This is a genomic window from Microbulbifer okhotskensis (genome assembly GCF_023895975.1).
GTDB lineage: Bacteria > Pseudomonadota > Gammaproteobacteria > Pseudomonadales > Cellvibrionaceae > Microbulbifer > Microbulbifer okhotskensis.
Genome location: NZ_JALBWM010000053.1, coordinates 1 through 18701, shown reverse-complemented (window position 1 = coordinate 18701; position 18701 = coordinate 1). Strand labels below are relative to the sequence as shown.

The window sequence follows — 18701 nt, the reverse complement described above, 5'->3', positions numbered from 1 at the left end:
AATCCCTAAAAAAGGGGAAACGTATGCGAGCAATTGGATTGCTTTGTTTGTGCCTGCTGGCAGGATGCTCATCTGTAGTGATGGTTCGCCATGAGCCCATTCAGGGGGCACAACAAGAAAAACGGTTAGCCAATGGCTGGCCTATCATCTCTTCTCAGAAGAGATATAAGGTAGAAATCACACCATACGACTTGGTGGGCAACGCGAACGGAAACACGTCCTACCTCCTAGCGGTTAAAAATATCAACCTAGAGCCGGTGACTGTAGGCACTGAGAACATTTCAGCAACATTCATCTCAGAGACAGAAAAACACCTCAAAGTCCTTGATTATTACGACCTCCTATATGAACTAGAGCTAAAGGCCGCAAGAAGACAGAGCGGAAATAAAATGTCCGGACTAGGCGCGGCTCTTGAGGCGGCAGGAGCGGGGGCAACCGGCAACACTCAAGGTCAATTTGTTGCAGTTGAGAAAGCTCGTCAGTACAGAATAGATAACGAAATAGCTGCCCTTGAACTCGAAAACGCGAAAATAAAATTAGCTGAGGAGATTTTTCAAACGAGGACCATTGCTCAAGGGGAATACAATTCCGGCCGCATTGTTATAGACACTAAAGCTTTGCATAAAACACCTAATGGTATCTTCAACATCCAAGTGAATATTGATGGAGAAACTCATTACTTCCGAATGAAGCGAAGTCAAATCGAGGAGGGATAAATCAGCCTCCGACCGCACTTGAGGCAAATGGCGCCCACCCAAGACCGCCTGTACCGAGCCCGGACAGCACCCCACCCAGAGCCCCCAACGGTGAACCGCTTTGAGTCTGGGTGGACTCATTCAGTACAACCGGTGAGCCCACAGAGCCCTGGTATAACTGCAACGCCTGCCAGGGCTCCATTGCTACCTGCTGCATGTAGTTCTGCATGGCGCTTGCACCCTGCCCCATCGAACTCACGCCGCCCATACCCATGTTGTAGGCGTTGTTGTAACCGGTATTGAAGAGGTTGCCGGCGGTCCCGAACGCACTGCCGGCCATGTTGGCATTAAGGCTGTTGGTGTTCATCAGGGCGCTTTGATTTGCACTGGCCTGATTTGCTGCAACGCCCACGGCCTGGTTGTAGGCATCTGAACGGATACCAGCGGCAACATCTGAGGCCCTGTCATCAGCACCGCGAGCGGCAATAGCTTCAGCCACCCCTCTGCGCGTTGAACCGGCGTTACCTGTAGAAACAGCGCTTGAGGCTATGCCCGGCAGTTGGTTTTCATCGAGGTCGCGGTATATGTCCCGGGTGCTGGCCGTGATTTGTGAATTCAGTAGGTCGTTATCAATCAGCGAGTTCACGGTATTCATATCAACACCGTTTTGCATCGGTGCTTGATACCCACCACTTCCCATCACTTGATTCAGGTAATTCTGCATTGTGCTTGCAGTATTGCCAAAGCCGCTGGAAGCTCCTGTCATCTGGCCGGCATAGTTATTAGCTGTATTACCAAACCCCATTGCAGCTTGAATATATTGCTGCATTTCTGGGGTCATGTCCGCGACCGTGGATTGTCCGGAGTTGTAGAGCGACTGACCCTGCCCCCAAATATCAGTGAGGTAGTTTTTTTGGTCTTCGTCGATGTATGACTGGCTGCTGGACTCGCTACCGCCGCCCATGAGGTCATCTAAAAAGCTCATGATTTCACCTTTCTCTTAGCTACTGGGAATTGCCATAGCCATAATTGAACTATGAACGGCCAGGCGATTCGCCACTTCAACAATGCAGTCGGATACCAAATCTGCAACATGGTCAGCAACATTTACCGTCTGGCTCGCATCAGTCTGGAGTGTTTTTGTAGTTACATAGACGCTGCTCATTTCATCGCCAGCAGCATCGGTTAGCAAATTGCCCTGGTCATCAATCACGGCAATGGTGCACTTCAATACCGCTGCAGCCTGAGCATCAGAGGTTGCCGCCTCAGTTTTGGAGGTTATTGAAGCTCTGACAATAGTGCCGGCGCTATGGCCATCATCAATGGTGTAAGCGAACTGCCAAGCCTCAAGGCTATCAATAGTTTTCGGGGAAAAGCTGGGCATTCCACTCTCCTTAAGGTTTATAAATTGCGTTATGGGTAATTACTCGGTGCTGAGGGTCAACACCTGCGGCATAGCTGATATTGCCAACGGAAATTTTGTATACGGTGCGCAGGCCTGCACATTCGACACTGGCCACCGGTTTCCAGATAAGCGGCTTATCTTCATGCAGCACGCCCAGCTCAACGCCTTGGCAATCCTGAGCCAGATAGACGCGGCCAGACTTATCTGTAACCGGGGTTTCTCTACTGCAAATAACCTGAGCGCCGCTCTCCATAGTCAGCAGCACGCAGGGGATTTCCTGTTGGGGACTTGTCGCTTCAATAGGGGCTAGATGGGTATCACTGTCGCCCAAGTCCCAGCAGTCGATCAGGTCGCCAGTCTTACAATTATCGGCCAGTAAGCCCTCGCGCAACCAGCTTCCTGCAGCAACACAATACGGATCAGTGGGGGTTGTAGTACCGCCGCCATTAGCGGGGGTTTGAATGGTTCCCACCGCGCGACGGCCAATACCGGCTGCCAACTGCCAAATCTGGGTGGTCGCGTAGTAAGTGACCCCTCCCCCGTCATAGCCTGGATCATCTACATAAACGTAATAAGTAGTGGAAAAATTAAGACCGGTAATTGATCCACTGTTATAGCTAACAGTAAAACCAGCGTACTGAACTGAGTGGGAAGAGATTGTTATTTTTGCGGTAGAGCCATTATCGGAGGAAGATAGTACGCTACTGCTTGTTGGCAAACTCGCCACTGAGCCCATATTTTGCTGTAGGCTGCGCTGGTCTGCGATTTGACCCTCTGCATTAAGGCCGCTGAGATATTGAGAAAATCCAATAAGGGGGCGCGGGTTTTGGTAGACACCACCACTGTCAACCACCTCAGTTGCCGAGAGATAAATCTCCCCAATAATCAACAGTTTTTCCGTTGGAGTAAATGAAACCCGTTGGGTCGTAGACCCGTCGTAGTAGTGATACTTGTACTGCCCCCGCTCAATAGATACCGGCAGCGCTGAGCGGCTTGAAGTCCAAGATCCATCTGTATCGGTAACGATATAGAACTGCCCAGACAAGCTTGGGTTTAATTGAACAGCCGGAACCGTTACCCTCTCGCCGTCCCAGATAAACCAGCCAGGCAAACTGCCATCGGGGTTGCCATTGGAATCAAAGCCGCACAATTGCGCCTCACCTGGGTTCGTATCATCTCCCAGGCTCGATCCACTATTTATTTTCAGGTAAAGCCCATTGCCGGTAGGCTCAACCTTATCAATGCGGACATAATCCAGCTGCGTTCGCCCCTCTTTATTGCCGCCATGATTGGCAACAACAAATGGGGAGAAATAGCGCACATCAGCATGTAGTTTTGCAGGCTGCGCGATAGTATTTTTCCCGGTCGAATTTATCTCTGCGCTGGAGCTAGCATTCCCCTGAAAGTAACCGGTGTACTCCTGCCAGCCATCCTCCGCCGCAGATACTCCCGAACAGGCCACATAATGCTGACTACTGGTACTGTCTTCACCGCCGATGTTGCACCGAGTTCCATCACGGCCAAAACCGCTAACCCCGATATACAGCTTCCTGTCTGTATCCCCCTCGTTGCCTACCCACACCCGCGTCTTGATGCGGTAGAGTTCGCCAGGATCAAACGGGAAGCGCTCCACATACTCAATCCACGCCTCACCATCCGAAGCGAAATTTCCGCTGCCATCACCACCGATACGCAATACATTGCCGCCTGCGCGCGCACCAGAGTCGTCGGTTTTTACGTAGTAAATATTGCTATCGCTATTACCCGCAACGATAGGCCAATCGTTGACGGCCGTGGTATCCAAAAATGCATCAATAAAAACCGAAGCCGATGCTTGCTGTGCACGCAGCTGGGCACGGCGCACGCTCTGCATTGAGCCAATCAATATGCCTTCGTCGGTAAACTGTCCAGTGGCCTCATCGTAGCCAATAACATTGCGAGTAGCATAAAAGGCTTGTTCTCGGGTGGCTTCAACCACTGCGCTCAATAGCGCAGTTTTCATATCGTGGGCATAGTCCCAATTAGTATCGAAAATAGTGCGACTAATTGAGGTTTTCTCAGAGAGGTCATCCCAAGCTGGAATTAGCCCCTGCAAATAACTAGTTAATGCGGCCAAAGCATTAGTAAATGCAGCTCGTTCAGCATCAAGAGCGGTTCCAAAGTTGCTTGCCAGTACATCCAGCTCAGTCTGGTCATTGATTAGCTGGCTGTACTCGCGAGCTAGGGACAGCTTCTCACTCGCATGCAACACGCCATCTGAAGATATATCCCCTAGGTCAATCAGGGCTGCATCAGCATCAGCCTGAGCGTTATCGCCAGTGGTTTGCGCGTTATCAGCACGCTGCTGTAAGACTGCGGAAATCTTATTTAATAAAATTTGCCGGGATTCATAAACTACTTGCCACTTGCTATTCCATGAGGTACGGGAAATTGGCGTGACACTGTCCGTTGCATTCCAAGCGGGAGATAAGCCCAATAAATAATTGGTCAATGCAGTTATGTCACTGGAATAATTATTTTTTTCAGTAGTAACCCCTAAATCGGCTGCCTGATTAACAATACCTGTTTGCTCATTGATTAAATCGTTGTATTCGCGGTTCACCCTAATCTTTTCGGAAGGATGGAGCTGACCATCAGCGGCAATATTTGCCAAGTCCGTCAGGGCTCCATCAACATCAGCCTGAGCACCATCTGCCGCTAATTGAGCATTGTCGGCTGCCATTTGTGCTGCCCCTGCCTGTGAACCTGCATCAGTGGCGGAAGCCTGGGCTGCATCAGCTAAGCTTTTCAAAACAGCCGAAATTTTATTCAACAGTCCCTGCCTGGAGCTGTAAACCGCCTGCCACACACTATTCCAGGATGTGCGAGAAATAGGAGTGACGCTATCAGGTGAGTTCCAAGTCGGCGCTAAACTTTGTAGATAGCTAGTTAGGGCACTCAGGTCGTCAGTGTATTTAACCCTCTCTGTAGAAATTCCCAGGGTTGTGGCCTGACTCTCAATTCCCGCCTGCTCACTAATAAGTTCATTGTACTCCCTGTTCGCGCTTATTTTTTCTGACGGGTGCAGCTGACCATCAGAAGCAATATTGTCAAGGTCAGCCAGCGCTGTAGCTGCATCAGTCTGAGCATCATTTGCTGTGGATTGAGCGCTATCAGCATCCTCTTGGGCTGCCTGAGCATCATCGCTTGCAGCGTCAGCAGCTCCCTGAGCGGCATTGGCTAGCCCCTGTAAAACGGAGGCGATCTTATTTAGTAGTGTCTGTCGAGCCCCATAAACAGCTTGCCAGCTACTATTCCAAGAGATACGAGAGATTGAGGTCGTGCTATCAGTAGCGTTCCAGGTTGGAGACAAACCCAATAGATAGCTGGTTAATGCTGCAATATCATTGGTATAGCTATTTTTCTCTGCCACAATACCAAGAGCGGAAGCTTGGTTTTCTATGCCAGCCTGCTCACTAATTAGCTCATTGTATTCACGGTTTGCTCTAAGCTTCTCAGAAGGGTGCAGTTGGCCATCCGAGGCAATATTGTCAAGCTCTGTTATCGCCCCATCAATATCTGCCTGAGCATCAGAAGCTGCCTGAGTGGCGCTACTAGCCTGCGAGAGCGCATCACCTGCTGTACTACCTGCACTGTCTGCACTCTCTTGTGCGTCAGCCGCCTCTTTCTCTACGCGAGTATAAAGCCGCTCGATGGACATAAATTCACGGCGCACAAACTGCCATAGTTCTGGAAGTGTGCGCGGCAGTCCTGGCCCCGTTCTATAGCTCATCGTCCATCCACCTGCAGTAAATCCAAGTCCCACCCAGTTAATCGCCAAAATCCATCATCAATAGATTCGATGCGAATGGCGAGATAGCGAGCCTTCACCCGGCAATCCACTTTTAATCCTGTTGCAATGTCAAAGGTACGCGGCTGCCTCCAACGTACTGCACCCATCGGGGTATCAGAGCCGCCGATAGTTATTCGTACCTGGCCAGAGCCCTCTATTTGCGGGACTATTTGGCGAATCAACTTCCAGCGCTTGGAGGGTGCTTTGATAAATTGGTCGAGGTCGATTCCAGTGCGCTCAAGATAAACTGCTTCAGTGCTGTTAGCAGTGGCGAGATAGTCGGCCTCCATCAACTGGCCATCAGTGAAGTAGTACATCACTGGGTAATATGTCGTCTCTGACATATCGCCCCAGCTCTGGGCTAATTCTTTCCAGCTCAGCCCCGCCAGCTCATCCCAGGTAATAATCTTTCCCTGCTTTGGTGCGAATACCGCGCAGGTAACGCTTGGCAGGTCGACAAAAGTGAAGGTGTTATCCAGCCAGTTGTAAACCAAGGCGCGGTTTGCTGGCCCCTCTGTGCTGGTGGAGTAATAAACCCAAACCTCTTTGGTTTTGTGGTTGGCAATGCAGCGCACCCTGTCTCGCTGTGCCAGCTCGCCGTAAAACATTTTATTTACACGGCGGTGAGCAATCGGCTGAGGAGTTAGGCCGTCATGGATAAAGATTTCCGTGGAGCCGACCACGAAGTGACTTCGGTCAAAGGCGGCTACCGAATTCCGGCAGAGAATGCCTTGGTCGAAAAGTGTTTCGAATGAGAAAATAAATTGGCCACCAACGTGTTGCATCAAGTAGGTGGCGTCATGGCTGTAAACGATATTGGCCGAGCCCATTGGCAGGCAGTCGACAAGCTCGCTTGCGCCCGCATCAATGGGGTTTGCACCAGCCAAATTTGAAGTGTCGGCAACATCCCAAGTCTCTGGCACTGTCCCAGGTTCAGCTTCATCGCTCCAGCGCACTGTATTGGGATAGCTCACACCATCCTCAGTTACACCAAGTGCAATCATGTAGCCTTTGTAAATCCGTAAGCACTTTGCCCGCAGGTTGCTTGGCCAGTTCGGCAGGTCTTTAAATTCAGTGTCATTCGGCTCAATGATTTGCGGAATATCGATGCCGTTGTTGAATATTGCAGACTCTCCCCAGACTTCACTGTGCCAGTCATCATTGTTGTATCCGGATGAATAATCGCTGCCGGTGCGCTCCACAAACGCCTCATTCTCACGGCGGTACAGCTTACTTGCTGAGGCATAGGCCAGCTGAGGGATACCATCAGCAATCCAACCCTCACCCCATACCGGGGTTTCTGCCAGGTCCTCTAGGGCAAGTGGGCTTGGCATGGTTTGGGCTGCACCATTAGCAAATCGAACATTGCGGCCAAAGCTGAATTCATTGATTGCCAGTTCATAGGCAGGCTGGTCGGCATTAATGCCTCGCTCGCCAAGTTGTCGAATTGGGTAAAATGGCATTAGGAGACCTTCATAATAAATGCGAGACCGTAATATGGGGGTCTCACGTCTACGGTGTGTTTGTGTTCACCGCCTGCATCAATCGCGTGGTCGTGCACTTCACCACCCCCTTCAGATTGCAAGGAGGCAGTCTTGCCATCTTTATCTGATGGGTCGTAATCCGGGCCAAAGCTAGAGCTTTCGTTACCGGGATAGACTAGAACTTGCCCTGCATACCCGTGATTGTGTGATGGCATTTGGTCGACAGTGATAGCCGTTCCACCGGTTTTACCACTATGGTCATGCCCGCCTGTCTCGCTTGTATATTTTGTTTTCGCGCCGCCATAACTACCCACGTTGTAATCAGAGCCAGCGCCGACAATAAACCGGTCACGTAAATCCGGTGCTCCATTTTCGCCATCGCACAGCACCCAATTTTCTGGGACTGTATCGCCGGACCACATAACAATTGCACCAATAGGAATTATGGAGAGAGCGTCAATAGCCTCGCTAATTCCTTGGGTTATTGAATCCGGTAATTCATTAATCTCTTCGTGGTTTAAATCTATTGGCCCGGATAGATTCGGGAAAGTGTTTTTTATGGCCTTTTTGAGTATTCTGAGGTGGTCATCGCCTGACCCAGCAGGGTCCCCCTGCGCAGGGTTATTACTATCCAGCTCAGAGATATAGTTAGCATCTTCAATAGGCATATTCTGATTCCAGGCTTAATAAGCGGCGCAAACAATTGAGGCTGAGCCAGAAAGCGCTTCCTCATCTGCCATACTGTTTAATTGTTTGAGCTGGTCTTGAAACTTCGCCTCCCAGAGCGAAACGCGGCTGTCGTTCATCATGTATGACTCAGCCTCAACGAGAGCGCCGAATAGATAAATGTCCGGCGCAGCGGTAAGCACAGCGTTTGTGTCACTGTCGGCATCGAGTGAACCGGAGATATCCTGGTAGTACGTGAGGCCAATAATTGAATCGCTATCAGGGGCCGGATAGATAAAGAAATGCCCTAGCTGCCGGGCAATATATTTGGGGTCGCCTGAATAGGAGCCGTCCGCCAGTAATGCTTGATACTTCTGTTCACCGATACGGGTTAATGGCTTGTCATCGCAAGTAAAGGCCAGGGCGTCGAGATAATCGGCAGGCACATCCAGGCCCGCGCCACTGTCGTATCCCGTCCAGGTTTGCCGGGATTCATTCACCCTTGCGCGCAACTCTCGGCAAATACGCATTTCCGCCAGGCTGATAAAGTCCGGAATGGTATCGTCCAGGTCTTCACGCTCCATCCATCGGGCAATTGCGGTTTTTAATTCGCCGTACTTGGTGATTGCCATATTAGTTACCGTGGTGATAGCGCTGAGATGGCTTGATACAGAGCGCTGGATATTCGGATGCAATAATGCGCTTGTACTTTCTGTACTCGGCAGCAGTCATTTTCCCAACGCGTATGGGGTCCATTTCAGGCCCATATTTTTTAATGATCTCGAACTGGATAGTTGTATCGAGAGTTGCAACAGGCCTAATTTCCGGGTTCTGCCTCAGCCAAGTCAAAGCCAACTCCCTGCGGTCTGCAGCATTCTTTTTCAGGGTGTTATCACTGCTCGCACGAACCTGAACCACTTTGTCATCTTGAATTAAAAAATCTTCGAACATAAAAAAAGGGAGCACAAAGGCTCCCTCTCCTGGTTAGGTTTGCTGTTAACTGTTAGGAGTAATTAACCCCATTCACCATAAACGAACCCTTATTGTTTAAGCACTTAAGGGTTAGCTCTGTCGAATACATCATTTTTTTGGCATGACCAGTCTTTGGTAGCGACTCCAGCTTGGTTTTTTGCAGCGTATCTACCTGCCATAAATCGCTGTCAACACCCAGTATCGTCTCCGGGTCTTGGTAGCGAGATAGGGCAATGGCCACAGGACCAAAAGGGGTTTCATAGGTATCTACAAAATTAACCACCGTGCTGCCTTTTACATCGCGCGTGCGGCCTTCAGCCCTTGCAATATCAGACCAGATGCGGGACTGGGTGGGAGTAAGGTAGACAGTATCGACCTGGGAGCCCGCCTCATAGGTTTTTTGTAGGCCGTCAAGGATATAAGTCTCCATGTTATCCTTGTCCAGGGCGGACCCGGATGCGTCAACACGATTGTCCGCATTGATTTGGTATCCAGCGGACTTCATCCGTCGCGCAGTGCCTACAGCACCGCCATTTGGTGCCGCATCCCAATCCCCAGTAAAGGCATACTCAACATCACGCTTAAGCTCTTTGGCTTTGACTGTGCCCTGGTCGCGAATCTCTGACTTGCGACCGTGGCTTTTTACAGCCTCCTGCGAGGTCGAAATTTCAAAAACCTTTTCCATAATTTGGGTGTAGTTGTTGAGCATTTCAGTCGCGGTATATCCCGCTGCTCCTGCATCCGCACCCTCTACCCGCGCATTCTCCCCTGGCGGGGCCAGCTCGCGCTGCTGCCACTGAACAAGGATGCCATCAGCCTTACCCTTGCGGGCTAGGTTGTGCATTGGTGTATCCACGGTCGATACAGAGTGAATAATGGAATCAATATCTTCGGCATTGCCGACAACTTCATAAGTGGTAGTCACGGTTTAAATTCCTTAGTAAGCGCCCGCATCTTGCAGAACTTTATCCATCAAGAAAGCTTCCGCTTTGGCATCACCTTTTAACGCCCGCTTGCGTAGAGCTGACATTTCTGCCTTACTCTTCACCTTTGGGTCAACGCGTTTCAGTGCCACCTTCTGCTTAGTCGTGCGTTTTAGTGTTTGGGGTTTTGGTTTAGGTTTGACTTGGGCCTTTTCGGCCTTCATCTGGTTAAGTAATGCGGAAATCACCCAAGGGCGGGTTTCGCTTGCAATTTCTTCCTGGGGCACGCCCTTCTCGACTGCATACTTCAGCACTGAGTGGTACAGCTCATTGCTCCAGTCAGAATGCATCCCCTGCAAAGCTTCTACTGCTTCCTTAGCTTTGCGCTGGTGGTCGGCCTTGCGCTGCCCCTCGGTTTGTTCCTTTAGTTTCTTGCGGGCTTCCTCAACCTGCTGAAATCCCTGCAGAGCAACCTTGTATTGCCCGTGCAGTTGCTGATATTTCGCCGGGTCACTGGCTTGTAGCTGCTGCCAATTAACGCTGTCGAACTGTGCCAGTGGCCCTTTCAGCTGGTTTTCAAGGAACTGCAAATTCTGGTCAAGCTGCTGGTATTTCTGGTCAGCTTGCTTTTGGGTGTCCGCCAGTTTCTGGTATTTCTTGGTGTAACCGGCCTGAAAGTTCTTTTCGGCATCACGCCAAGCCTTCACTTGAATCAGCGATACCTTTTCACCGTCGACATCAACAGCAGACTCTTCAGTTGAGCCCGCCTCCTCGGTGGTTTCCTCGCTCCCCTCTTCGGATTCTTCCTCGGTTTCTGGTTGCTCCTCTTCGGAGTCCGAAGCCTCAGTCTCTTCCTCGGTTTCAGTATCAAGGTCAGTTTCGGTTACTTCCGGGTTTTCGGTTTCGGTTTCTGGTTGCTCTTCCGAGTCCTCCATCTCGCCTAATACACCGGAGATTGCTTCATCGATCGCGTTATTGCTGGAGTCCGACATAGCCGGTTATTCCTCTGTTGGTTGGTAATAGCTGTTTAATTTTTCGGTGACTCGATGCAGGGCGCGGGACTGGCGGTGCAGTTCCTCTCGCTGCTGTGGGTTTTCGCAGTGGAGCCATTCGCCCTGGATATCGGCTACCACGTCCTTGACCGCCTGTTTGAATACAGGGCTATCCCAGAGTTGCTTGGCATGTACCGAGCGCGCACAGGGCGGCAGGCAGGCATTAGCAACCCGCTTAAGTAGTTTTTTCATAGGATTTAATTAGATGGCTAGATTGTTACCCTGACCTCAGCGCGCTCCATGGCGAGCCCCAGGTCATCTATTGCTTGGTCGTGCGCTTCAGCATCCTCGGCCAAGGACTGCTTGCGGTCACCCAATGAGGCGTCTGTTATTTGCTTTTGGCGCTTCAGGTCCAGGTCACCCAGGGCTTTCGCCTGTCTTGTCTGCGCGTCCTGAGCCTTAATGCCAAGCTCCTGCTGATTGAGCTGCTGCATTGCCATCTGGAGCTGCTGGTTTTGCATGGTCATCTGCTGCAGCTGCTGCTGGGCCTGCATTAGCTGTTGCTGCAGTTGTGCCGGAGCGCTGTTTGGATCCGTCAGGAATTCCGGCGAAGGCTGGCCAGACAGTTTGAATATCTCGCGCAGCACAGAGTATTTATTTTGTGGTGAGTAAATGGCCTGCAATGAAGGGTCCATCTGCGCACCCTGAGTCAGCGAGTTATGCAGCACCATCAGCGTGCGCGCGCGCATCTCGGCATCATCTGGAGTCAGGGCTGTGGTCACCTCCATATCAACGCCCTCACCCATTTCCTGTGGGTTCAGCTGCTGCCACTCGCCATCAACTTCAGCTAGCAAACCCTCCTGGTCGTGCTCGAGAGCCAAGGTGTAAATCTCTTGGAATATCGGGATTAAAAACAGCTCTGCGTAACGCCTGGCCATGCCCATCATTCGTCGCATTGCTGCGCTGGTCATGCGGTTAATCATGTCATCAGCGTTTTGGTTGCTGATAACGTCCTGATTGAGCCCGGAAGTTAAACGAGACACGCCAGCCCGGTGCTCTTTGTCCTGGTTCAGCATCTCCAGGGCGGGCATTGTCAGCGGTGTTAATTGTGGGGCTGGGGTATCCATCACAAAGTTGGAAATCGGCTCACCTTTCTCAGCCTTAACCCAGTGAGTCGCACCAACTGGGTTCTCAATCCAGTCTGCCGGATTAACAAACGCTCCTTTTCTGGCAATGCGAGACTGATTATTGGAAATCAGTAGGTTGTCTACTATCTGCCGCTTGATTATCGACTTGAGCTTTTGGATATCGCCGACAATATCGAAGGTAGATAGGCCATCATATCGGTGAGCTACCCGAAGCGCTGCCCAGCTGAAGTACGGCATCCGCTGCACCTCTTCAGTCTCAAGGATGGTATTGCCAACCTTAAAGACTTGGTGCAATTGGGCAATGCCATCGCCCTCGTCATCCCACCAAATAAACAGCTCGTAAAGCTCCAGGGTTTCTTGCGAGGGCTCGCCAAGCAGGTCATCGCCAGTCGTCACACCCTCGCGTGCCTGCTCTTCCATTTCATCCCGGGAACCACCGTCAGCAGTTAGGTCAGCAACCAGCTCAGGCTTAAAGCCCATCTCAACCAGCTCGGAACGGGTAACTTCACTCTTCTCTCCCCAGAAGCGGGCCTTACTTGGATCGGTGGCGTTCGGGTCTCGAACTACACGCTCAGGCGCAATGATTTCAATAGCAACTTTGGAGGCATCAACGGGCACCCTAAGCTCTGCATCAATCAGGCCGTTGGCTTCATCCTGCACAGCCTCGACAATATCAGCCTCAGAACTTTCAAGCTGTTCGTAAGCTTCAACTGTGATGCCCTGCACCTGCTCAGTTTTATATTCGGTCTCCTCATTCCAGTAGACCTTGGCGGTGCAGTTCTTGGCTAATAGCGCATCCTGGATAGAGTCATGCAGGATAGAATACCCAGAATTGTTTTTATTAAACACCCGGTTACAGTAGCTGGTGCGCAACTTTGCCTGCAGCACATCATTCTGGTCTTGCGGGGTGAACTTCACGGTCTCCCGGTTGGAGCCGAACACCTCCAATAAAATCTCTTTGGCATCCTCCACCGCATCAAATACATCACGGCTCACATAGTCAGAACGTCCATCACGTTCATTACCGAAGGGCTCACCGTAGTAATACTTGTAGGCCTGGGCACGGTCATCAGAGTTGGTGGAATCGTCATCACCTTCTGATAGCTGAATACACTGCTCAGCTAGCTTCAGAATTTCGCCTTTAGTCTTTGCCATCAGTAACGGATTCCAGGGTTTGATTGGGAGTAATCGAAGTCATCATCGTCGACGGTCACCTCAGCCATGCACATCATTAGCGCGTCGGCCATATTGGGTGAATCGATGCCCTGCTTTTTCATATCGGGCTTACTGAGGAGTTGGATTTTTCCACCAGCAACATATTTGCGTGGTAGCCGGCAGACCTCGGCGCGAAGCTGCGCCAGCTCCTCAATATCAGGATTAATCGAAAGCAGCTCATCAGGGTTTATATATTTACCCTTGTTCACCGCCAGGTAAGTCTTGAACATCCTGTCACGCAGCATCCAGTAGTATTGCGCACGCCGGTTTGCGAAGGTCTCCCTGTTAGTCTTGGGCTCTTTTATCTCGCCGTCTTCTGGCTTGTAGATCGCGTCAGGGCTTTCTGGAGTGGCCGCGCCGTTGAAACCCTCAACCTCTATGCGCTTACCCTCTAATGCCTGAGTGATTGGGCCTTTTAGCCCTGCACCAATGCCAACCACGTCCCAGATAAATGCATCGGGGCGCTTCTCGTTCGTGTATGAGAGCGCCCAGTCGGTTGCGCTGGCCACATCCCCGGCCTGTGTGCTCCTTGTGTCCAATACCACGGAGCCATGCACATAGGCCAGGGCCTTTGCGTCGCCTGCGTCTGCTGGGTCGTAGGCAATACGCTCCTGACCAACGGCCTCAAAGCCCAGCTTCTTATGTGCATCAACACAGGCGTCGAACCATTCAGGCTCTATGATGGCGTTCTCCACTGTATCCGAATAAGCCCCGCTCCAAATGTGCTCATACTTGGCTCTTGGCAATAGCTCAAAATCCCGCTGGCGCTGCTTTTCCAGAACATCAGGAAACCAAGGGTTGTCGTCGTAGTTAATCTGGATAATTAGCAGGTGGTCATCACAGTAGCGCCCGCTCTTGGCCAACTCCTTTTCGTATGGTTGTAAAAAGCGCTTAGCAAACGGGTCTGCACTTGAACCACGATTCAGAGTAAACAGGAGCTGCGAGCCCTCTTCCCGTACTGTGGGGATTAATAAGTCCAGGCTCTTTTCGCTAAGGGTGGCCGCCTCTTCAACCCACACTCCGTTAAGGCCGGCGGTGGACTTCATCGACTCAAGGTTGCGAGTTAGCCCCCGGTAAATGCCAAGAGCCTCACCACTCGAGCCGTAAACCTTGGTGGCATCACAGCGGAGGCCTTTTGGGTCAGCATCTACTTCAGCCTTGACCAACGCGTGGACAGACTCATCAATACTATTTTGGAACTCTCGGGCCATCATCCAGCGCTGACCGATATCCATTCGCTTTTTGACAAACTTTGCCCCAGCTATTGATTTACCTGAGCCGCGCCCACCAACAAGAATGATTACTCGCTGGATAGCTGTGAATAGTTCCCTAAGCCTGGGCGGCACTGTCTGGAGGAATTCGCGCTCTTGTCTTACCAGTTTGATTGCTGCCGCTAATTGCAGCTTATTCATATGGTGTCAGGGTCAATGCCGGCTTCTTTGAGGAGATTGTTGGCTTCAGCCAAAGTCATGGAGTGCTCTATGGGGCCGCCACCTGGGCCTGATACTTCATGAGTGTTGGCGTCCTTCAATCCCAGCTCACGGGCAATGATATTGGGGTTCAACAAGTCAGCTGCTGCGCCTGCGAACTTCTGCGAATAGATAACCTCTTCCACTCGCGAAATGATTGTGGAAAAACCTTCGTCAGCCTTCCAAGCAGTCCAGGTTGAGCGGTCTATATCCAGGAACAGGCAAAGCCCAGATATGGTCATAGCCCGCATCTTAGGTATGACACCCTCACTAATTGCGCCTTGATATGAAAACAGTTTTGATTCGAATAAAGGATTTTCCTCTACCCACTCAAAGTATTCACAGCAGGCTTCCCATAGACATTCAGAGTTAGCGAACAGCTTGTCGCGGCCATGCTTAGTCCGTGCCTTCCAGAACTGGTTGCCTTCAGGTGCTGCCATGATTACTTGTCCAAGATGCTTATGTGGCCATCGTCATAATCGTTTAGCCACTGGCGTTGCCATACAGTGGGAACTCCGTTCACGTTGAATGTGACAGTATCCTTATCCGACGCTATCACCCTGAGGCGTTGGGCCTCTATGTTGACCAGGGTTCCCGGTTTAAATGGGTCCGGCTTACCCTTGAAGAGAGTTTTGAGGAAGCCTTGCTTTTCAGTTTCCTTTGGCGACTTTCTGCTTCTCATCGTTATTACTCACCCCTCTCTATTAACCGCTCCAGCTTGCTATCAATACGCTGAAGCCTGGTTCGAATATCGTCCTTGAATTCAGCAATATGTTTTTGCTCTAGGGCACGCATAGCTGATTCGTGTTTGATTGCTTGTGCGTTCTCACCTACCCGTTTCTCTACATCTGAGCCCCAAGTAAATAAACCAGCAGCCAAAAGTATGATGCTAGCTATCTGAGTGATAGAGATGCTTTTGCTAAGGTGCCAGTGCTCTGTTTGTTGGGTCATGATTGCTTCCAAGCCTTAGCTGCTTTCTCAGCGCTGCGCCCCACGACATAACCACCGAGGCCGATTTTTACTATCTCCAGCAGGGCCAGGGTTTGGTCCTCGCTTAGGTTTTCGGCTGTCCAGCCCAGCCAGTGGGCAACAATCAGCCCGACGAACGTAAGCATTGTTACTGGCCGCCAATTTCTCTGTAGCCATGACTCCCCTGATGCCTCTGCCGTGATTACTTGGGTAGCTGATTGCAGTTCTGCCATATCCATCGCAATCAGCTGCGAATCAACCTGAGCTTTTAGGCGGTTGGCTTCTGTCTTATCCGGAAAAGCCTTATCTATGACTTTGCCGAATAGATTTGATATGGCTGAAATCATTAATAGCTCCAGACTGTGGGGCGGGTGCGCTCGCCGGGTACTGATTCAAGGTCATCCAGGTGGAGGAATCGCTTACCAATCGCACCCTTTTGCTTAACACCTATACCGGTGAAACCTTCCTCTTGGGCGATTTGAATTAACCGGTAAGCTCGACCCAAGGCCACTTGAACATCAACAGCCTGCCCGGTGGTATGGGTCATAGTGGCATTTAACCGAGCGTTATGTGCTGGGCAGCGGTAGCCGGAAGTGATAATCACTGGCTTGGCAAAGCGCTCTCTGACTTTTATCAGGCGCCTGAGAGTTTCTTCTTTAAAATGATTTTTGCCACAACAGCGACAGGCCAACTCCGACTCTGTGAAGTAGTCGTTTTGGAACATAGGAGTCTCAAATTTCAGGCATAAAAAAACCGGCTTGGGGGCCGGTTAAGAAGGATGATCCACTGTCGCACATACAACTCGACAGCTTACCTAATGTTAGCCATTTCACCGTTAACAGTCAAGTAACTACTGATTTAAAACACAGCTGTATGTAAAATCAGTTATTGCCCAGTCCAGAGAAGTACGTCCGCCTTGCCGGTGAACACCTGCCAGGCCCTCTTAAGCCGAGTTCGAATGTCAGTTTTACCTTTTGGTCGAGCCAATACCTGCCGCCCATCTATAACGGTAAATGTCGCTTTATACCTCCATCTACCAGCCAGGTAATCTGCGTTAAATGCTGACACTCCCTTCATGCGGCCCTCTCCATCATTAAGTAAACTGTTTCAATGGTGTTCTCTATGACTCTGCAAGTGGTCCTGACAGTGCCCTCAGATTTCCCTACCGTCTTGGCCACTTCTTGCAGCTCCCACCTCCGGTAATATCGAAGCCAAAATACCCTTAACTCCTCAAACGCTCTGCTTTGATTGTTGCACCCCTTCATTGCGCGAAGGTATGCGCCAACAACTTGATCGGTTTCTTCTGCTCTCTTTTCATTTATCGGCTCGGGACTCTCTCTACTCCCTGATGCCATTTCCCGACTGAATGCAGACATACGGGGCCAGGATACAGAATCACCAGCCCTCTCTGGATAAGCTCGGGACCATTCCCACAATAAGTCACGTATTGCTATTTCTGACATAGAGCTCACCTTTATTCATGTAGAAGACTGGCTGCACCAGGAGCGAACAAGGGCTGCACTCTCTCTTCGATTATCTCCAGTAGACGGTCAGCATTTTCGCAAGCTTCATGCTCCCCGTTTTCGCTAGCATTCTCGGCAGACTCACGCATGACCCTCCGAACAATATCTAAAACTATGGATTCGTTAATTAACATCTCTCTAGGCTTGATTGCACTTATAACCCGCCTAACCTTTATCTCAAGCTCAGCCAGAGAGCCATTATTCTCAATGACTATATCGGCATGGTCTGGGCGCACTGTGATTGAATCCAGGGATTCATTGGACAATCGGTCACCAGCATCGACCCAGATAGCTAGGTCAAATAATCCCGCCTCTTTAGCTGCTAGGAATTCATGCTTGCAGCGGATGCCACAATAGATGTCGTATTTACCAAATATTTCCCGAGCAAGTCGCGCCTTGTCTGGAGTGTTATATTTCTTTATCAACTCATGCCAATCTGCTCGATGGTTGGCACGGTCCTCATAGCACTCATCTAAATTTTTATATCCATATGCTGGTGCCAGAGCAGGAAAAACTATTGGTTCGACAGCAAATCTAGATGATGATACGTAGTCGATGCCCGACTCTTCGCAGAATGTGTCTTTGCCGTGACGGCCATAGCCCATAATCATTAGCTTCATTGTTCGCACTCCCTCCGCTTTTGTAATAACCGTCTTTTTCTATTGAATATCCGTTTAATCCTTTCGCAATACTCCCGGTTAAATCTCCGGATTCCGTTATTGTTTTTCAGCCAGTCAACTCGGCAGTTACCTATTCTTCCCCTTAGATGCAGTTCGTATTGCACGGCTACGGTCTCCGCTTTGTGGGCGAATTTGGCAGAGCCTGCGTTGCAGCTTTTGCACTGCCGATGAATATTCCAGAGGTTAAATCTCAGGTGGCCAGCGGCACCCCTTGAGCGGAAGTGGCCAGCATCCCAGGCCCCGCCAACTTTCCAGCCCTGCTCTACTTCAACTTCATGTTCTGGGCGATTGCAGGAGATGCAGGGCTTGCTTTGGTCTCTCTCGCGTACATAGGCATTGATTGAGCTTTGGGCTTCAGCCATTACTTGGGCGTCTGTTTTTAACGCCTTCTTCCGTACCCTGGTTTCAGCCCTGAATTTTTTGGCCTCAAGCTTCCTTTGCTTCTCTACTCGCTGAAACCCCAAATCAACAAGGTGGTCAACACAACAGACGAAATCTAACCCGTTAACTATGCCATGCAGTACATTACAGCGGGTTTTGCATACTTTACATTTGCGGTATCGGATGGCCATTAGCTCTCCGCTTGCCGCTTTAGCTTCATGAATTCGCCTTCCCCTGGCACCGTCAGAAATAGCCCCCGCTCGGTTGCCCAGGCCAGATGCATATCCATCATGCGAAGCATTTCGCCTTTCTCGCCGCTGGCGGTCTTGTAGCGTTTCCCGTTTGCA

At 50.6% G+C, this 18701-nt stretch carries 21 protein-coding genes; 1 reads left to right on the top strand and 20 read right to left on the bottom strand.

Annotated elements, in window-relative coordinates; genetic code table 11:
- Window positions 1-23 precede the first annotated feature (23 nt).
- Window positions 24-716, top strand: coding sequence for a hypothetical protein (locus MO867_RS12730; protein WP_252468237.1), 693 nt, complete (start codon window positions 24-26; stop codon window positions 714-716).
- Between the two features lies 1 nt (window position 717).
- Here MO867_RS12730 and MO867_RS12725 read toward each other — a convergent pair whose 3' ends face one another.
- The 20 genes from MO867_RS12725 to MO867_RS12630 all read right to left on the bottom strand — a co-directional run bounded on the left by MO867_RS12725 (window position 718) and on the right by MO867_RS12630 (window position 18545).
- Window positions 718-1680, bottom strand: coding sequence for a hypothetical protein (locus MO867_RS12725; RefSeq protein ID WP_252468226.1), 963 nt, complete (start codon window positions 1678-1680; stop codon window positions 718-720).
- A gap of 15 nt (window positions 1681-1695) precedes the next feature.
- Window positions 1696-2079 (bottom strand): hypothetical protein, encoded by a 384-nt coding sequence (locus MO867_RS12720; protein WP_252468224.1) that lies wholly within the window; start codon window positions 2077-2079, stop codon window positions 1696-1698.
- Between the two features lie 10 nt (window positions 2080-2089).
- Window positions 2090-5872, bottom strand: coding sequence for a hypothetical protein (locus tag MO867_RS12715; protein ID WP_252468222.1), 3783 nt, complete (start codon window positions 5870-5872; stop codon window positions 2090-2092).
- The gene (locus tag MO867_RS12710) at window positions 5869-7395 is read right to left on the bottom strand and encodes a hypothetical protein (protein WP_252468220.1); all 1527 of its coding nucleotides are present in this window, start codon (window positions 7393-7395) and stop codon (window positions 5869-5871) included. Before MO867_RS12710 ends, MO867_RS12715 begins: the two co-directional genes overlap by 4 nt.
- The gene (locus tag MO867_RS12705) at window positions 7395-8084 is read right to left on the bottom strand and encodes a tail fiber protein (RefSeq protein WP_252468218.1); all 690 of its coding nucleotides are present in this window, start codon (window positions 8082-8084) and stop codon (window positions 7395-7397) included. Before MO867_RS12705 ends, MO867_RS12710 begins: the two co-directional genes overlap by 1 nt.
- A 15-nt stretch (window positions 8085-8099) precedes the next feature.
- Window positions 8100-8714 carry a phage adaptor protein gene (locus MO867_RS12700; RefSeq protein ID WP_252468216.1) on the bottom strand — a complete coding sequence of 205 codons (615 nt, stop codon included), beginning with the start codon at window positions 8712-8714 and terminating at the stop codon, window positions 8100-8102.
- Between the two features lies 1 nt (window position 8715).
- A complete protein-coding gene (locus tag MO867_RS12695; protein ID WP_252468214.1) occupies window positions 8716-9048 on the bottom strand; it encodes a hypothetical protein in 333 nt (110 codons plus the stop codon).
- A 37-nt stretch (window positions 9049-9085) separates the two neighbouring features.
- The gene (locus MO867_RS12690) at window positions 9086-9979 is read right to left on the bottom strand and encodes an SU10 major capsid protein (protein WP_252468202.1); all 894 of its coding nucleotides are present in this window, start codon (window positions 9977-9979) and stop codon (window positions 9086-9088) included.
- A 12-nt stretch (window positions 9980-9991) separates the two neighbouring features.
- Window positions 9992-10969: a hypothetical protein gene (locus tag MO867_RS12685; protein ID WP_252468190.1), complete on the bottom strand. Its 978-nt coding sequence runs from the start codon at window positions 10967-10969 to the stop codon at window positions 9992-9994.
- 6 nt (window positions 10970-10975) lie between these two features.
- Entirely contained in the window at window positions 10976-11221 is a 246-nt protein-coding gene (locus MO867_RS12680; protein ID WP_252468179.1) for a hypothetical protein, read from the bottom strand.
- A gap of 17 nt (window positions 11222-11238) precedes the next feature.
- Window positions 11239-13272: a portal protein gene (locus tag MO867_RS12675; RefSeq protein ID WP_252468177.1), complete on the bottom strand. Its 2034-nt coding sequence runs from the start codon at window positions 13270-13272 to the stop codon at window positions 11239-11241.
- Window positions 13272-14744, bottom strand: coding sequence for a phage terminase large subunit (locus MO867_RS12670; protein WP_252468175.1), 1473 nt, complete (start codon window positions 14742-14744; stop codon window positions 13272-13274). The genes MO867_RS12675 and MO867_RS12670 overlap by 1 nt, the downstream gene beginning before the upstream one ends.
- On the bottom strand, window positions 14741-15241 hold the full coding sequence (locus MO867_RS12665; RefSeq protein ID WP_252468104.1) for a DNA-packaging protein: 501 nt from the start codon (window positions 15239-15241) through the stop codon (window positions 14741-14743). Before MO867_RS12665 ends, MO867_RS12670 begins: the two co-directional genes overlap by 4 nt.
- Window positions 15242-15243: 2 nt before the next feature.
- Window positions 15244-15483: a hypothetical protein gene (locus MO867_RS12660; RefSeq protein ID WP_252468102.1), complete on the bottom strand. Its 240-nt coding sequence runs from the start codon at window positions 15481-15483 to the stop codon at window positions 15244-15246.
- 5 nt (window positions 15484-15488) lie between these two features.
- On the bottom strand, window positions 15489-15752 hold the full coding sequence (locus tag MO867_RS12655) for a hypothetical protein (protein ID WP_252468100.1): 264 nt from the start codon (window positions 15750-15752) through the stop codon (window positions 15489-15491).
- Window positions 15749-16117 carry a 3TM-type holin gene (locus MO867_RS12650; protein ID WP_252468088.1) on the bottom strand — a complete coding sequence of 123 codons (369 nt, stop codon included), beginning with the start codon at window positions 16115-16117 and terminating at the stop codon, window positions 15749-15751. The genes MO867_RS12655 and MO867_RS12650 overlap by 4 nt, the downstream gene beginning before the upstream one ends.
- Entirely contained in the window at window positions 16117-16494 is a 378-nt protein-coding gene (locus tag MO867_RS12645; protein WP_252468086.1) for a D-Ala-D-Ala carboxypeptidase family metallohydrolase, read from the bottom strand. Before MO867_RS12645 ends, MO867_RS12650 begins: the two co-directional genes overlap by 1 nt.
- Window positions 16495-16843: 349 nt before the next feature.
- Window positions 16844-17233: a sigma factor-like helix-turn-helix DNA-binding protein gene (locus tag MO867_RS12640; RefSeq protein WP_252468084.1), complete on the bottom strand. Its 390-nt coding sequence runs from the start codon at window positions 17231-17233 to the stop codon at window positions 16844-16846.
- Between the two features lie 11 nt (window positions 17234-17244).
- Window positions 17245-17913 carry a hypothetical protein gene (locus MO867_RS12635; protein ID WP_252468082.1) on the bottom strand — a complete coding sequence of 223 codons (669 nt, stop codon included), beginning with the start codon at window positions 17911-17913 and terminating at the stop codon, window positions 17245-17247.
- A complete protein-coding gene (locus MO867_RS12630; RefSeq protein WP_252468080.1) occupies window positions 17910-18545 on the bottom strand; it encodes a recombination protein NinG in 636 nt (211 codons plus the stop codon). Before MO867_RS12630 ends, MO867_RS12635 begins: the two co-directional genes overlap by 4 nt.
- Window positions 18546-18701: the final 156 nt, after the last annotated feature.

What these genes read in the sequence shown, in the direction of transcription:
- MO867_RS12730 (WP_252468237.1), top strand. Translation starts at nt 24, where the DNA reads ATGCGAGCAATTGGATTGCTTTGTTTGTGCCTGCTGGCAGGATGCTCA.
- MO867_RS12725 (WP_252468226.1), bottom strand. Translation starts at nt 1,680, where the DNA reads ATGAGCTTTTTAGATGACCTCATGGGCGGCGGTAGCGAGTCCAGCAGC.
- MO867_RS12720 (WP_252468224.1), bottom strand. Translation starts at nt 2,079, where the DNA reads ATGCCCAGCTTTTCCCCGAAAACTATTGATAGCCTTGAGGCTTGGCAG.
- MO867_RS12715 (WP_252468222.1), bottom strand. Translation starts at nt 5,872, where the DNA reads ATGAGCTATAGAACGGGGCCAGGACTGCCGCGCACACTTCCAGAACTA.
- MO867_RS12710 (WP_252468220.1), bottom strand. Translation starts at nt 7,395, where the DNA reads ATGCCATTTTACCCAATTCGACAACTTGGCGAGCGAGGCATTAATGCC.
- MO867_RS12705 (WP_252468218.1), bottom strand. Translation starts at nt 8,084, where the DNA reads ATGCCTATTGAAGATGCTAACTATATCTCTGAGCTGGATAGTAATAAC.
- MO867_RS12700 (WP_252468216.1), bottom strand. Translation starts at nt 8,714, where the DNA reads ATGGCAATCACCAAGTACGGCGAATTAAAAACCGCAATTGCCCGATGG.
- MO867_RS12685 (WP_252468190.1), bottom strand. Translation starts at nt 10,969, where the DNA reads ATGTCGGACTCCAGCAATAACGCGATCGATGAAGCAATCTCCGGTGTA.
- MO867_RS12680 (WP_252468179.1), bottom strand. Translation starts at nt 11,221, where the DNA reads ATGAAAAAACTACTTAAGCGGGTTGCTAATGCCTGCCTGCCGCCCTGT.
- MO867_RS12675 (WP_252468177.1), bottom strand. Translation starts at nt 13,272, where the DNA reads ATGGCAAAGACTAAAGGCGAAATTCTGAAGCTAGCTGAGCAGTGTATT.
- MO867_RS12670 (WP_252468175.1), bottom strand. Translation starts at nt 14,744, where the DNA reads ATGAATAAGCTGCAATTAGCGGCAGCAATCAAACTGGTAAGACAAGAG.
- MO867_RS12665 (WP_252468104.1), bottom strand. Translation starts at nt 15,241, where the DNA reads ATGGCAGCACCTGAAGGCAACCAGTTCTGGAAGGCACGGACTAAGCAT.
- MO867_RS12660 (WP_252468102.1), bottom strand. Translation starts at nt 15,483, where the DNA reads ATGAGAAGCAGAAAGTCGCCAAAGGAAACTGAAAAGCAAGGCTTCCTC.
- MO867_RS12655 (WP_252468100.1), bottom strand. Translation starts at nt 15,752, where the DNA reads ATGACCCAACAAACAGAGCACTGGCACCTTAGCAAAAGCATCTCTATC.
- MO867_RS12650 (WP_252468088.1), bottom strand. Translation starts at nt 16,117, where the DNA reads ATGATTTCAGCCATATCAAATCTATTCGGCAAAGTCATAGATAAGGCT.
- MO867_RS12645 (WP_252468086.1), bottom strand. Translation starts at nt 16,494, where the DNA reads ATGTTCCAAAACGACTACTTCACAGAGTCGGAGTTGGCCTGTCGCTGT.
- MO867_RS12640 (WP_252468084.1), bottom strand. Translation starts at nt 17,233, where the DNA reads ATGTCAGAAATAGCAATACGTGACTTATTGTGGGAATGGTCCCGAGCT.
- MO867_RS12635 (WP_252468082.1), bottom strand. Translation starts at nt 17,913, where the DNA reads ATGAAGCTAATGATTATGGGCTATGGCCGTCACGGCAAAGACACATTC.
- MO867_RS12630 (WP_252468080.1), bottom strand. Translation starts at nt 18,545, where the DNA reads ATGGCCATCCGATACCGCAAATGTAAAGTATGCAAAACCCGCTGTAAT.